This is a genomic window from Haloarcula sp. JP-Z28 (assembly GCF_011440255.1).
In the GTDB taxonomy this organism is placed as follows: Archaea; Halobacteriota; Halobacteria; order Halobacteriales; family Haloarculaceae; genus Haloarcula; species Haloarcula marismortui.
In genome coordinates, this window is record NZ_JAAOHT010000073.1 from 7,884 (window position 1) to 21,513 (window position 13,630).

Sequence of the window (13,630 nt, forward strand, 5' to 3'; positions counted from 1 at the left end):
GCCCGGGTTCAAATCCCGGCCTAGGCTTCAAGCGTTTCAGAGCCTCTCCGTCCATTTTACGCCCTTCTTAGGAGAGAACAAATGCAACTCAGGAACGTTACGTTTCACTACACGTCCACCCCGTCGCCGTCTTGCGATTCGCGTTGTTGTCAGGACACTATAAGATACGGTGCCGTGCCGTCCGGCGATTCGGGGCGTGAGCGGTACCGATGAACCGGGCTGACCCGCTCGACAACCTCGGTAGTGGGGACGCGGTATCCGCAGAGATACCACCCGCGCCCGAGGACTACGAGTTCGAGTACCCACTGGTCAGCGAGCGCTCGAAGCGCGACCTACAAGAGTTCGGGCTGAACATGGTAGACGACTATCGGGACTTCAAGCACGAACTGCTGTCGTGGCTCGCAACCTACGGGAAGAACCCCGAGAAGCACGAGGGCCTTGCCCACTCGACGCTCGAATCCACCCACTACAAACTCGAAACGGCCTTCCGGTGGCTGTGGCGGTACGAGAACCAGTACACCACGCAGTTCACGCCCGACCACGCGGACAAGTTCGTTCGCGTCCTCGACCAGTCCGACGGGATGATTGATTCGACCGTCCTACACCACGCCAAGGACATTAAGCGGTACTTCCGCTTCAGTAACCACGTCCGGGGAACGGAGTACGAGTGGGAACTCGACGTGGAACTCTCGCAATCCAACGGTGACGAACGGGACTACCTTCGACGTAGCGCGTTCGAGCCGTTGTACCAAGCGGCGCTCGAACACTCGTCGGTGAAGAGTTACCACTCGGTGTCGCCCGACGAGCGAAGCCAACTGAAATCTTTCGTCGCACAGCGGCTTGGTATTCCCAAGGAGAAGGTCGGCCCGGCGGAGTTCAAGGAAGCGAACTCGTGGAAGTACCCGTCCATGATAGCGGTCACGCTCGACACCGGACTACGCCCTATCGAGGTTGGGCGGGCGAAGGTGTCGTGGGTGAACCTCGAAGACAACGAACTGAACATCCCAAAAGACGAGGCCACGAAGAACGAGGCGCATTGGAACTGTGCAATCAAAGGTCGGACGGCGAAGGCCCTGAAACGCTGGCTCGATGAACGGGCGTCGATGGACAAGTACGACGGTAGGGACGAGTTGTGGCTAACGCAGAAGTCGTCACCGTACAGTTCCAAGTCGTGCAACGCACTCCTTCACCGGGTAATCGAGAGCGGTGATGTTCCGATTCCCGAACATAAGGAAATCTCGTGGTACTCTATCCGACACGGGGTAGCAACGTATTGGGCGAACCACGTTGGCCCGCACCACGCAAAAGAGCAACTACGGCACAAGAGTCTGAACACGACCATGAAGTACCTACACTCGGACGCAGAAACGCGGAACAGTGCCGTAGAGCAAATCTGGTAGGTGGAACCGCCCTGTTTCACTCACATTTTCTGAGAGTCGCGTGACCGGTATCTACGACACCACGACGTTCCCAACCGTTTTGCTTCAACTCCCGGAGGATTTTGGCTCGCCGTTCGAGAGTCGCGGCCATGTCCTCGATTGTGGATGTACCGTTGTAGATGATTTTCGCCCATTCGTCAATCTCCTCTGTCACGACCCGAGTGCGGTCGTTAGAACCGCACTTCTCACAAACGCGGTCGTCGAAGGATAGCCATTCGAGGTTGCACCTCTCGCAAGTCAGCCATTCTCGTGTTGTTAATGAAATCTGTTCTCCGTCTAAGGTGATGGTTTCTTCTCCCATTGTTCCAGTCTACCCTACGAGCCTGACGATTGTAAAAGTTATTTTTTCTGATATGGGTAATGAGAGAAGGGCGTATATTGGGTTCTGATATGGCTATCAGAGAGTTTCAATACCCATAATGTAAATGTCTATTCTCGACGTACCAACTGTGAAAGCAGACCCGTAAATCTCTCAATCAGGCTTGTTGCTCGTGCCTCTAACCCCACCAGATTCAATTGAAGCGATTGCTCGGGTCAGAACCCGGTCGTCACTTCGACTTCATACTCTTCGATACGGCTCGCGTCCTGCCCGGTAAACATACAGTCGAACTCCCACTCACGCCCACCGGCAAGGTCGCTCACATTGTCGAGTCCTTCACCGATTTGGGTACCGTCGGCGTCGAGGAACGTCGCGGTCGCTTCGACGTAGCCGATTTCACTATCTGTGTTGTTGACAGCGGTGCCACGGACGCCGGACGAGAACTCTTCTTCATAGAACTCGTGATTCAGGATTTCAACGTCGGGCTGGTCATTGCCACCATTGTCTCCGCTGTTCCCGTCGTTGTTGTTTCCGCTGTTACTGTCGCCGCCACTGTTGTCCGAGTTGCCGTTACTGCTGTCGCCGCTGTTGTCGTTCGCGTCTCCGCCACCGGAGTCTCCGGAGTCACTTTCTGAACAGCCCGCGAGGGCGAGGGCGCTGGCGGTCGTTCCGAGGGCCGTAAGGAATCGTCGTCGGTTCGAGTTCAGTTCCATTGCAATCTGGCAAACAAACGGCAAGAACTTATTGTTTCCTATAGTCACTCTCGCTTCTTCAATTCACTATCCGGCGGTGCTATCGCCTGACGCCACCTTCGCGTGAACAATGCGACTCTCTGCGGAATGGTCTACACTCGCTGACGAACGCGTCATAGAGTTCCTGCAAGAACACAAGAGCGGAAGCCCAACGCAAATGGCGAAACACGAAAATATCCACTTCACTCGCTCCTACGTCCACAAGCGGTGCAAGATACTCGCGGACTATGGGTTGATTGAGGACTACGGAAACGGCGTCTACATTATCACTGACAGGGGCGAAGCGTACCTCGCTGGCGAACTGAATCTTAACGAACTCGAACCCGACGAAGAGTAACGCCGGTCGTTCCCTAACCCGGAACGAGAAGCGTTCTACCGTGACTTTCGATGGTTGCCGTGCCACCAGCGACCGATATGAGCGCCGAGAGTGCGCCGTGAACCGCTTCTCCGCGGGGCGAGTGGTCTTGACCGTCGTTTCTGATAGGCTGTCAGAGGCGTTCAGCGGCCTCATGTGCCGTGATAATCCTATAAAATCCTAACATAGACCGCGCTGGCAGGTGACTACGGCTTCTGGTCGGCGTCGAGTTGGCTTTCGCTCACTACCTGTCGAACTACTGTCTATACTCCATACGTCGAATGATGGTTTGAGGAGGCATATTTCAGACTTTCCCGAACCAGAGGTACAGAAACCTAACACTTACACTGTCTCGGAACGTATATTCAATAGAAGGCGACCGCTTCTCGGGGCTTGATTCGCGTCAGAAAGCCCGCGTGCTGAGACACGCGAGCGGTGGCCTTCTCATAGGGGCGAGAAAGCCATGTCCAAATCCATTGTCGAGACGCTTGACGCTGACGAACAGGTTCAGAAACGAGCGCAGTGGGAGGCCTTCGAGTTCGCGCTTCTCGGTGACGGCGACGTAGAGGTGACGAACGGGTCGCACGAGGACGCCGACGACCACACCTACACGGTTCACGTCGAAGGCGGAATCCCATCGGACTGTGAATGTCCTGCGTGGGAGTACCAGCCCGGTGCGTGCAAGCATATGGTCGCGGTCGCCATTCGAGAGCCGGTACTCGAAGCGGCCACTGAAAACCAACCCGTCCGCGCCGACGGTGGTGTCACCCTCGCAAAGTTCGCTACCAAGGACAATGACAAAGACGCGTGCTGGTGCAACGATTCGGACTTCCCCTGCTTCCGGTGCTACCTCGAAGGTCGCCGTGACCTGCCGGGTGAGGGCGAATGACTCGACTGTCTCCGGCGGCGGCTCTGAACGGCGTACTGGTGGGCCACATCTGCGACCGGTGTAGTAGGGGTATCAGGACGGGCGACATGGCTGTCGTCTACGCGACCTACTACGACGCCGACGGGTGGGTCGTCCGACGCGTGATGTGCGATTGCGGAAGTCATACTATCGGACTACCTACAGACGGTGCCGACGAGGTGATTGTCGAGGCCGTGTACTGGCGTGGTCGGCTCGCAGGTGCCAAGACCGTGTGCCGAAGTCGGCCCTGATTAGGACGCCGATTCAGCCAACGCGTCGTACTTGTCCAAGACCACCTCGAAATATGCCTCGTCCATGATACGGGGACTCTGAACCCGGTGGAAGTCCTCAAGCACGAACTCGGCTTGGTCGCGGTCAAGGCCGTAGGCGTGGAACGCGGCGGCGTCGAGTTCAGCCTGAACTTCCCGACGTTCGTCCATGTCGGTCGCCGGTTCGATACCACCGAGCCGGTCGCGCATTTCCTCGAACTCGTCGCCGTAGCAGTTCAACCGAGCGGCACGCTTCCAGATGTAGTCGAACCACTCGTCACCAGCCGTCAAGCGGGGAGCCTGCGACTCTTTCAGTTTGTAGAAGACGACAGTCGAGTCGATTTTCGTCCGCATGAGGAAGTCGAACGGGAGGCTATTGAGCAACCCGACGGCGACGAACAGTTCTTCGTCCGAATAGACCCGTTCGTAGGCACCATGTAGAGTCGGTTCCTCAAGGTCGTCCTCTTCAGGTTCGATTCGGTACGGGCGAAGGGTCGGGGCTTTGTCGTGGCATACTACCCCCTTCGGTAGCACCGAGGCAATCATCGTGCGCTCGTCGCTGGCACGGGCAATGTCGCGGTAGGAGATACGATATTCCGTGCAATCAAGCAGTACGTCGTCCTCTGACAGTGGTTCGCCCCGTCGTTCTTCCAGCAGTTCATTGACGAACCCGACTTGCGAACCAGACCCATCGAAGGCGTCGTATATTCCGCGTTTGAGTTTCGGCAGGCTCTTCTCCCGAATCCGCTTTTTTGCGCTCAACTCGGGGTCTTCGTCCTCTGGTACGCCCCAAAACTTCGGCCCTTCCAAGTCGTCCAAGAACGACGGGTCGTACATGAACTGGTAGATGTTGCTTCCGCCGAGAACCGGGTACTCTCCCTCGTCTTCCGATTCAACGAAGCGGTCCACGTCACTTCCCCGGTGAAGTTCAGCGTAGGGTTCCACGCGCCACGTATCGCCAAGGTCCTCGCTGATGGATGGATGTGACAGTACATCGTTGAGTACGTCGGCCTCTTCCTGCGAATCGAGATACGGGAAAATCCCCGCTTCGGGCGAATATTCACGAAGGACACGACGAGGAATCGAGAGAGCGTTTTCATCGAGTTCCTGTAAGACTCCTACGTCATGCTGTTGGAAGATTCCACGCAGTTCATCAGTGGTTCCACGGTTCTCGAAGACGAGGGTACCGAAGTTGTAGCGATTGTCGATTTCAGGGAAGATTCCCTTGTTCTCAAAGGTGACGAGTGATTTAATCTCGGCTTCATCGAGAAGGTGTAGCCGCAGGTCCTTCGTTGACGAACCATTGAATATCGCACCCGGAAGAACTTGAGCCACGTAACCATCGTCACGAGCAATCTGAAATACCCGTTCAAGGAAGAGGGCAGACAGGTCGTTTTCGGTGGCCGCTGTTCGTCCTGCTACCGTTGGGCGCTGAAGTTCGTACTCGTCGGAGTTATTGAAGTAGTCTGCTTGAATTTCGACCTGACGCTTGTACTCTTGCCACCCTTCCCTGATTTCAGGGTCTTCCATCAGTTGTTCCTGCCGCTCCTGTTTCGCTTCGGGTAGCAGGGTGCGGAACTCGGAATCGAACCGAGTGAAGAAATCATCACGCAAGGGGGTGATTCGGTCCCACGGTGGGTTCCCCACAACCACGTCAAATCCGCCATCAGCGTAGACTTCAGCGAACTCAAGCACCCAGTTGAACGGTTGCATTTCCGCGACTGTCTCCTGATTCAGCCCTTCGATACCGGCCTCAACGAAGTCTGCGTGAATATCGCTAATTAGGTCCTCGCGTGCTTCGCGTAGTTTCTCGAACGCCTTCTGCCGGTGGTCTTCGGCAACGTCAGTGTCCACCGCTTGCTCGTGCTTCTCGATTTCGTCTATGATTCCCTGATAGCGGTCCCGAACGCTGTCTTCGGTGAAACTGCCGAGCGTGTATTCGCCGTCGTCAGTCGTCTCGGGGAAACCGGTGTACCCGATTAGGCTGTTGCCTTCACGCAGGTTGAAGACGATGTTCGGTAGGGCGAGTTCGTCGTCGTCAAGGTCGTCCACTACGTCTTCGTCCAACTCCGATATGATGGACAACCACAGCCGGAGTTTGCCGATTTCGACGGCTGGTCCCATCAGGTCCACACCGTAGATGTTGTTCAGAACAGTTGTCTTCTTCAGCCGATATTCCTGCGGGTAGTTCTCGTTCTGCGCGTACAGCGCCTTGCGGACGTTGACGATTTCTTCGAGAACCGACGTGAGGAAGTGTCCACTCCCACAGGCAGGGTCTACGACGCGGAACTCGTCTACCTCTGCGAGAAGGGCGCTAATCAGGCCCCAATTTCCCGGCAGGTCCTCAATGAGCGAGTACACCGAATCGTAGTTCTCGACTTCCGGCTCGGGCCAGTCACGCTCTTCGACCAGCACGCGACCGAAGCGGTCCAGTAGTGCCGGGCGAACCGTCTCTTCCGCGCAGAAACGTGTAATCTCACTGGGAGTATAATAGGCTCCGAGTTCCTTGTTCGTGTCGGCGTTGTCGCTGGTGATGTAGTTCACCGTCTTCTCGAAGACGTTGCCAAGAACACTCGGGTCAAGGTCGGTCGGTGAGCCGCCCGCCGAGAAACTATATCGTTCCAGTAGGTCGATAATAGACTTCAGCACCGAGTTCCGCACGTCGAAGTCCTCTTCATCGAACTCGTCCCCACCGAGCGACGGACGGAACAGTCCACCGTTCAGGTACGGAATGTCCTCGAACACCTCAATATCTTGGACCGTCGGAGGACGCTGGTCGGGCTTCTCGTTCATCACGTCGTAGAATAGCGGCTTGACGAAATCGTTGTAGAGCGACCCGGTGTGCATACCGTCTTCGTAGGCGTCCTTGAGCGTCAGCAGAAGGTCGGGATGAACGATTTCCTTGTCTTCGAGGAACTTGATGAACACGAGACGATTCATCAACTCGACGGCGAACAGCCGGGCGTCGTCCTCGGTCGCGCCGTCGGGTTTGACCACGCCGTCGCCAATCAACGAGCGCGGTGTCTCTTCGTCTTCGTCCACAATACCGAAGACGTAGCGAATGTAGTCGTCGTAGAACTCGTCGGTGATTTCCTCTTGGGTCCGCTTGATTACTTGACGGGCCTCGACGGCGATAGAAACGAAGTTCTCGAACTCGAAGGTGCGAAGAAGGCTGGCGACACATTCGCGGTCGGCGTCGAAGACGGCTTCCTCGACAGGCTCTCGCGCCCCGACCTGATTCTCGAAGAGCGCGAGGAAGACGGGCTGAAGGTCCACCTCTTCGATTACGTTGTGACTGTAGGAATCGGGGTCGTACCGGACGAAGGCCCACCGAAGCCCGTCGGTAGCGAATCCGAAATCGGACTCGAACTCACGCTGGCTCAACCAGTCACGGACCTGTCCGATACCGTGTTCACGGCTGTCGAGGGCCTTGTTGATAGGTTCGGCTTCGATAAGGAGCCGGGTCGAATCTGTGTCAAAGTCGCGCAGGGAGACAGTGTAGTCCGCGACCATCGTCCGACCACCGGACAGGCCGCCAGCCTCGGTATCGAAGGAATGGCCCAACTCCGAAAGCAGTGGTTCGATAACCGCCTGTTGGGTGAAGGGTTCGGGCTGAAGCCCGTCGCGGGTCATGCCGCCCCGGAGTCGATAGGACCCGGCGTCGGCCCGCAGGATGTTTTCGAGGGTATCGTCGTCTATCTGCTCCCGAAGTCGGGATACAGCGTCGTCTATGGCTTCGAGAAGCCGCTTCTCGTCTTCGTCTTCGACGGTCGTCTCGAACGCTTCCTGAACGAACTCGGTCTGTGAGGTAGATGTAGTGGCAGGGGGCATATGGCGAACTCCGAAGGGATATTTCAAGTCAACCAAGCAAACCGGGTTAAAGATTGGGACAACAGCGCGCTAATCTGTGAACTACGATAAAACAGCAGAACCCTGCGATTACAGAAGTGGACTACTCGAATCCAGTCCACCTGCAAAGGGAACTTCCTCGTTTACGAACACTCGCGCTCGCCGGGAAACATCTGATGGGACAGGGTACCCACCCTCCGTATTAATGTCATCAAGTGTTTCAACGATTTTCACCTCTCTATTTGTCAGGTATATTGTCTTTTCCGACCCGGACTCTTTGATTGTGATGTTGAACAACTCGAATGTTTCGTCCTCAAAGTTGAACGGGTTTTCATCGTCGTCTGCACCCTCTATCCAACTTTCAAGAGCGTCAACATCAATACTAATCCCACGGTCAGTCGGGTCGTATATTGTTGACTGATTGCATAGACGACCATCAAAAATCCCATCTAACGTGTCATTTCTTTCGCTGACTCTCCCACTCTGACCGAGACGAACTCGGGTAATCTCGTCAGCCGCCCGGATTCGACTGTATACGTCTTCTTCTTTCACCGGAGGGAATTTATACTGAACTCCGTTTGGTAGTGCTTTTCTGAACTCTTGTTCAACCAGTGATTTGACACCCGCCGTTCCAACTGATTCAAGCACCATCACCGCCTTACGTGGGTTCCTCTCGGGGATATGAAGAAGGAACGGAATAGGGGTTTCTGCCGCTTCATCTGCACTCCTTGCACCCTCTTCCCGCTCACCAGTATCGGGGTCAAGATGGTCCGCAGAGGTTCCGTATACCCCATATTTGAATACACCTTCCAAAATATTGTTTTCTTCATCCCTTCGCAAATATGGTTGTTCCTCATCATCGTCCGCTTCAGGGTCATCAGCCAGTGAAAGAGTTCGTTCCCTGTCTTGGTCGTTGACTGGATTGTCGTGCCACACCTCACAATAGTCCTGAAAGACATCTATGAGTGTGGTTCCCATACCGTAGTCGTCCGCGAAATAACTATCATCAAACGAGTCCTCACTCCGAACGATTGCGCTCAAGTCGAACTTATCGTCTGTGTTCCCTTGCTGGTACAGCCGGATAGCGTACGGCTTTAGTTTGAATCGAGACATAGCACCTAATTGACGTGGGTGATTTAAATACCTTAACGTACCAAGGTGAAAGTGAAAGTGGCAGACTGCGGCGGCATGGTGGATATGACGAGAACCGTACTCTCAACTAATCGTACTCTACCGGAGGCAGTCATGTAATTAAAAAGTACTTACAGTAAAGGCAAATTTCTTAATGTATTAGTCGGTATTCATGATTCTCTTTGACCAATCTGATACCCCTATTATAATTTAGAAAGCCACTATTAGCCCTATCAGAATCGTCTCTCCGTCTATAAAGTTATAAAATCATAAAATATCAGACAAGACTTTTGACGTTCAAAATACTACCCATAGGTACGGATGGCCCGCGAGTACACAGCAATCTCCGTGACCGAAGAAACGAGAGACAGAATCAAATCCCATCTTCGTGGGGGCGAGCGGTACGACGACCTATTAGAACGAGTATTTGACACCTTTGAGGAAGCCAACAACTGACGCACGCTTTGAAAAGTCGGGCCACGGGAGCCAGCCGTTCGGCCCGAGAACATCAACCGAGTCCAACAATGCAAGATAGCAACTCAATCGTCATAACCCCAACGCATAGTTTGTATAGTCCAACCGACCAACCAGACCTCGCCGCTCACAATCGAGGTGAGCGAGCATGAGTACACCCCGAGAAGGAACAGGTTCCGGCCACGCACCAGCAGTTTCTACCCTCGAAGACGTTCGGAGCGTAGTTCTCAAGGACTTCGATATGCGCGTCTGGCGGGCCACTGAAGCCGCTCTATCCACCCATGCCGCACTACACCTTGCTGGCGTTCAGAAATGTCCCGGACTGATTCTCGAAGGGCCAAGTGGTGCCAGTAAGACCACTGTCCTGCGATTCTTCAAGGGTTTTGACCAGACCTATCGGAGCGACGACCTAACCCCTGCGGCGTTTGTTAGTCACGACGCCTCACGATATGAGGAAGACCTCGAAGAAGTTGACCTGTTACCCCGAATCCAACACAAGACACTGATAAATGCGGACATGGGTAGTTGGTTCTCGGGTGACAGGGATACGATTCAGGAACGAATGAGTACGCTGGCGAAAGTGATGGACGGCAGTGGGTATCAGACTGACTCCGGTGTTCACGGTCAGCGAGGGTACGAAGGAGACTATCGCTTTGCCCTACTCGGTGCGACAACACCGCTATCACCTCGTGCGAGGGACGTGATGGGACACACCGGAAACCGCCTTCTCTTCCACGAAATGCCGCCCAAGAATGACGACGACCAAATTATCAAAGACGTGTTTGAGGGCGGTGAGTTCTCCGAGAAGGTCGTTCGTAGCCGCTCTGCCGTTACCGAGTACTGTTCAGTGCTGTGGGAACGATACGACGGGTACGGTGGATTCAGGTGGGAAAGAACTACTGAAAAGGAGATACAGAATCTCATTGGGTATCTGGCAAAACTCGTCCGGTACGCTCGCGCTCCGGTCAAAGAAAACGAAGCACCGACACGAGAATCTCTTTACCGACCCGCGCAATCACTCCGGGACTTGGCGAGAGGCCATGCTCTTGCCTGTGGCCGGGAACACATCGACATAGACGACTTGGAAGTGTGCGCGAGGGTTGCCCTTGGAACCATGCACAGCAAGCGGCGTCCAATCGTTCGCTTGCTGGTTTCAAACCCCTCGCACAAGACCTTCCAAGCCAGTGACGTAGAAGAGATAGCGAATGTGAGTCGGCCCACAGCACGGAAGCAGATGGAACTGATGGACACGCTCGGTATTGCCGAGTGCTACGAAGCAGGCCGGAACGACACGAAGAAAATGCGAGTTCGTGACGAGTTCGCGTGGCCTGACGGTATGCCGTTCCCTGAACGCTGACGAACAGACCTGTTAGATATTCAAGGCTGAAAATATTCTTGAGGGGCGCACCCTCTCGTCCCCGCCTCATTCACCTGTCAAACAAAAACAATCAACAGTACGTAGTAGTACAGTGTTCAGGCGGTGTGTGCGTGGGTCAAGGATTTTTTCAGCCATTCCGTATATGGGGACGAGGATTCGGTAATGCTAATTTTTGATATAGTACTATGGGACTCGTAGCGCAATTTCAGACGAAGCACCCCCACCGTTGGTAACAGAGCCGGAATCATGTATTGATAAAATAGTTTAAATTAGTCTTCGCTCGCTTTCAGCAGGTCAGTGCCGCTCTCAATACATTCCAATATAGGGGACGGGCCGAAACGGGAGATAACCGATTTTAGACACTCTACTGCCAGTTCAGAGGGTGTCAGAGAAGGCTGTAACAGTCCCCTGCGTGGCTGTGGGGCCGTCTCTGGTGGGACCAGCCCGACCCGTGAGCCACCCTTCCTACACACTCGCACAGCAGGCACAGGCACCAGCAGAGCGCAGAGAGGCAGGGGTCGGGTGGGTACCCCGTAGGCCGGGTGGGCTGGTAGGGGTGCGAGAGGATGTGGGATTGGCCCCCGGTGAGGGATGGGGGTCGTCCGGTCGGGCCGGGACAGTCGGGGGTCGGGGTTTGAGAGGGGTCGAAAATTCTGAACGGTGGCACTCTCCGAAGAGATATGCCTATCAGCGGGGGTCGAATCGCCCAATTTTCACAGCGGCATGAAGCGATATAGCGGCTTATACAGGCCACGTAGCCGGTCGTGACAGTCGCCTTCGACAGCATGGCCCACTTCGGCGTCGTGTCTCAAACCCGAGAGTCGTCAACTGGTGGCCGAGAGAGGGCGAGATTCCGGTGGTCGCTACCCCCATTTTGCCGCAGTGAACATGACCACGCCGGTATAAATTTTATAACTTTCGCGCATTTCATCTCTCTCCCTGATTCGGCGGTCTACAGAGGGACGAGCAACACGCTGATAGGCGCAACGTCCCACAATCCTAACATGACCTGTCCTATCTGCGAGGGCGAAGTCGAGGGCGACACGGACGCCTACCCTAACCTCGTCTGTGAGGACTGCGACCACGACATACTATGACCAATCTACCGTGGAAAGAACTCCTTGGCGGGATTGTTGGCGTGGCTATCATGGCAGGTGTCGTCGGTTTCGTCTACCGATGGGCAATCCGCTATGACCCCGGTGGCCCCTTCTCGGATATTCTCTCGGCAGTTGGTATGACCGGTGCTGTTGCGCTGGCTCTTCTCGGCGGTGGTCTGCTGGTCGCTGTTGGTTGGCTACTCGGTCTGGTTTCCAACGGCGGGTTCTGAAGAAGTTTCACCGTGCGGATTCGTTTTACCTATCCCGACGACCCATAGGGCAGTATGCCAGCCTCACAGCCTGTTACGTTCCACGATGGTTTGGAAGCGACAGTAGAACCGATAGACGAAGACCAAGACAGCGACCTTACTCTGTTTCAGAGAGCAAGAAACGAAGTTGAACCGGGGAAGACACCGGGGGGACAACGAACCATCTACTTTACCGATGAACGGCCTCGGTTCACGGTCAAGATAGCAAACAACACCGAATACGATTTCGTAGAGGGAAGCAGTGTCTCGTGGTATATTGCTATCGGGGATGGTATGCCGGAACCAGTATATCAAGGCGAAATCGACATTGAAATCCCAAGTGGTGAATCTCGGGAATACGAGTTTGGTGGTGAACTACTGGCGTTCGAGGGCCACGGTGTAATTGGTTTGAATGCTGGTGGTCACTCGGGGAAAGGCAATTCAGTGAAGCGAGAACTACACTCGGGAAGCAGTAGGAACTACTCGCCAGCATATTCGTTCTCTGTTTGGGACAGGGACCACTATCGAGTCATACACGAAAGGCCGAAAGAAATGCAAAGAACGGCTATGATAATCACCTTCGTCGTCGCCGTGATTGGGATGTTACAACTCATGTTCACCGCACCGTTCTCTCCCTTCTGAAAATACTCAATCTACAGGTCGCCAATCAGACGAGCCTGAGCAAGCGCGAGCGCTTTCTCTTCCTCTGTCTCGGCACCTGCGATTTCGGCAACTTCCTCCGCGTCGTCGGGTATCTGTACCTCGGGGCTTTCGTCGCTCATACCCATACCATCAACCGGGATACGTGAACTTCTTTCGCTGGTTGGATGAAAGACGAAGGCTGTCAAACCGGCTGTTCAGCCCTGAAAATTAACGAAACGGATTGGTCTTGGTTCGGCATACACCGCTCCCACCCCACGTTTTATAAAAGTACAGTTACTATAATATCATAAGAAGGGTCGAATTGGGGTGCTCTCCGGCAACACCTGCCGAAAACCACGCCCGAGAGTGTCGCGGTAAAGCGCGTCCTTGGTAAGGACGAGACCCCGGATTCAAATTCCGGCCTAGGCTTCTCACGCGAACTGTCTGCGCAGAGTTCCATCTCCGCGCGACTCCCGTGAGCGTGTGACACGGGAGCGGAATTTGAATCCCTGGGAGACGACCACTGAGAGTCTGCCTCTGGTTCAACCGGCCCATGCTTTCTGCAACGAACGAGCTTCGCGGAGGTCCATCTCTGTGCAACCTCGCCGTGTGTGTCCCGCTGAGGTTTTTACGAGGAACCAACTGCGCAGGCTTCTGGCGGTTCGTAAGTGGATGGTGTGCCAGTGGCAGCTATAATCCCGAATATCGGTCTCCTATGAGGTTTTGAGGCCGTCAGTTCTGCTGACCCCTTGCAAAGGGATATACCGGAG

Annotated in this window: 13 protein-coding genes and 1 tRNA gene; 9 read left to right on the forward strand and 5 right to left on the reverse strand. The window is 54.8% G+C overall.

Annotation, left to right across the window (positions count from 1 at the left end; all coding sequences use genetic code 11):
- Nucleotides 1–209: 209 nt before the first annotated feature.
- The gene (locus tag G9463_RS19620; protein ID WP_165897609.1) at nucleotides 210–1,400 is read left to right on the forward strand and encodes a site-specific integrase; all 1,191 of its coding nucleotides are present in this window, start codon (nucleotides 210–212) and stop codon (nucleotides 1,398–1,400) included.
- Nucleotides 1,401–1,416: 16 nt separating this feature from the next.
- Here G9463_RS19620 and G9463_RS19625 read toward each other — a convergent pair whose 3' ends face one another.
- Both G9463_RS19625 and G9463_RS19630 read right to left on the reverse strand, forming a co-directional pair.
- On the reverse strand, nucleotides 1,417–1,740 hold the full coding sequence (locus G9463_RS19625) for a hypothetical protein (RefSeq protein ID WP_165897610.1): 324 nt from the start codon (nucleotides 1,738–1,740) through the stop codon (nucleotides 1,417–1,419).
- A gap of 233 nt (nucleotides 1,741–1,973) precedes the next feature.
- On the reverse strand, nucleotides 1,974–2,471 hold the full coding sequence (locus G9463_RS19630; protein ID WP_165897611.1) for an FxLYD domain-containing protein: 498 nt from the start codon (nucleotides 2,469–2,471) through the stop codon (nucleotides 1,974–1,976).
- A gap of 109 nt (nucleotides 2,472–2,580) precedes the next feature.
- Between G9463_RS19630 and G9463_RS19635 the strand changes: the two genes are divergently transcribed.
- From G9463_RS19635 to G9463_RS19645, 3 genes are all read left to right on the forward strand, one after another.
- Nucleotides 2,581–2,847 carry a MarR family transcriptional regulator gene (locus G9463_RS19635; protein WP_165897612.1) on the forward strand — a complete coding sequence of 89 codons (267 nt, stop codon included), beginning with the start codon at nucleotides 2,581–2,583 and terminating at the stop codon, nucleotides 2,845–2,847.
- A gap of 481 nt (nucleotides 2,848–3,328) precedes the next feature.
- On the forward strand, nucleotides 3,329–3,754 hold the full coding sequence (locus G9463_RS19640; protein WP_165897613.1) for an SWIM zinc finger family protein: 426 nt from the start codon (nucleotides 3,329–3,331) through the stop codon (nucleotides 3,752–3,754).
- Between the two features lie 86 nt (nucleotides 3,755–3,840).
- On the forward strand, nucleotides 3,841–4,023 hold the full coding sequence (locus tag G9463_RS19645; protein WP_205254246.1) for a hypothetical protein: 183 nt from the start codon (nucleotides 3,841–3,843) through the stop codon (nucleotides 4,021–4,023).
- Here G9463_RS19645 and G9463_RS19650 read toward each other — a convergent pair whose 3' ends face one another.
- Both G9463_RS19650 and G9463_RS19655 read right to left on the reverse strand, forming a co-directional pair.
- Nucleotides 4,024–7,872 carry an Eco57I restriction-modification methylase domain-containing protein gene (locus G9463_RS19650; RefSeq protein ID WP_165897615.1) on the reverse strand — a complete coding sequence of 1,283 codons (3,849 nt, stop codon included), beginning with the start codon at nucleotides 7,870–7,872 and terminating at the stop codon, nucleotides 4,024–4,026.
- A 108-nt stretch (nucleotides 7,873–7,980) separates the two neighbouring features.
- Nucleotides 7,981–9,003, reverse strand: coding sequence for a hypothetical protein (locus G9463_RS19655; protein ID WP_165897616.1), 1,023 nt, complete (start codon nucleotides 9,001–9,003; stop codon nucleotides 7,981–7,983).
- A 339-nt stretch (nucleotides 9,004–9,342) separates the two neighbouring features.
- On the opposite strand from G9463_RS19655, the gene G9463_RS24380 reads away from it, so the two are divergent.
- From G9463_RS24380 to G9463_RS19670, 4 genes are all read left to right on the forward strand, one after another.
- A complete protein-coding gene (locus tag G9463_RS24380; RefSeq protein ID WP_255458718.1) occupies nucleotides 9,343–9,477 on the forward strand; it encodes a hypothetical protein in 135 nt (44 codons plus the stop codon).
- Between the two features lie 166 nt (nucleotides 9,478–9,643).
- Complete coding sequence (locus G9463_RS19660) at nucleotides 9,644–10,852, forward strand: hypothetical protein (RefSeq protein ID WP_165897617.1); 1,209 nt, start codon at nucleotides 9,644–9,646, stop codon at nucleotides 10,850–10,852.
- A 1,114-nt stretch (nucleotides 10,853–11,966) separates the two neighbouring features.
- Nucleotides 11,967–12,200 (forward strand): hypothetical protein, encoded by a 234-nt coding sequence (locus G9463_RS19665; RefSeq protein ID WP_165897618.1) that lies wholly within the window; start codon nucleotides 11,967–11,969, stop codon nucleotides 12,198–12,200.
- Nucleotides 12,201–12,254: 54 nt separating this feature from the next.
- The gene (locus G9463_RS19670) at nucleotides 12,255–12,860 is read left to right on the forward strand and encodes a hypothetical protein (protein ID WP_165897619.1); all 606 of its coding nucleotides are present in this window, start codon (nucleotides 12,255–12,257) and stop codon (nucleotides 12,858–12,860) included.
- An 11-nt stretch (nucleotides 12,861–12,871) separates the two neighbouring features.
- Here the strand turns inward: G9463_RS19670 and G9463_RS24385 are convergent, their stop codons facing one another.
- On the reverse strand, nucleotides 12,872–13,000 hold the full coding sequence (locus G9463_RS24385) for a hypothetical protein (protein ID WP_255458719.1): 129 nt from the start codon (nucleotides 12,998–13,000) through the stop codon (nucleotides 12,872–12,874).
- Nucleotides 13,001–13,225: 225 nt separating this feature from the next.
- Between G9463_RS24385 and G9463_RS24570 the strand changes: the two genes are divergently transcribed.
- A tRNA-Thr gene (locus G9463_RS24570) sits at nucleotides 13,226–13,285 on the forward strand.
- Nucleotides 13,286–13,630 lie beyond the last annotated feature (345 nt).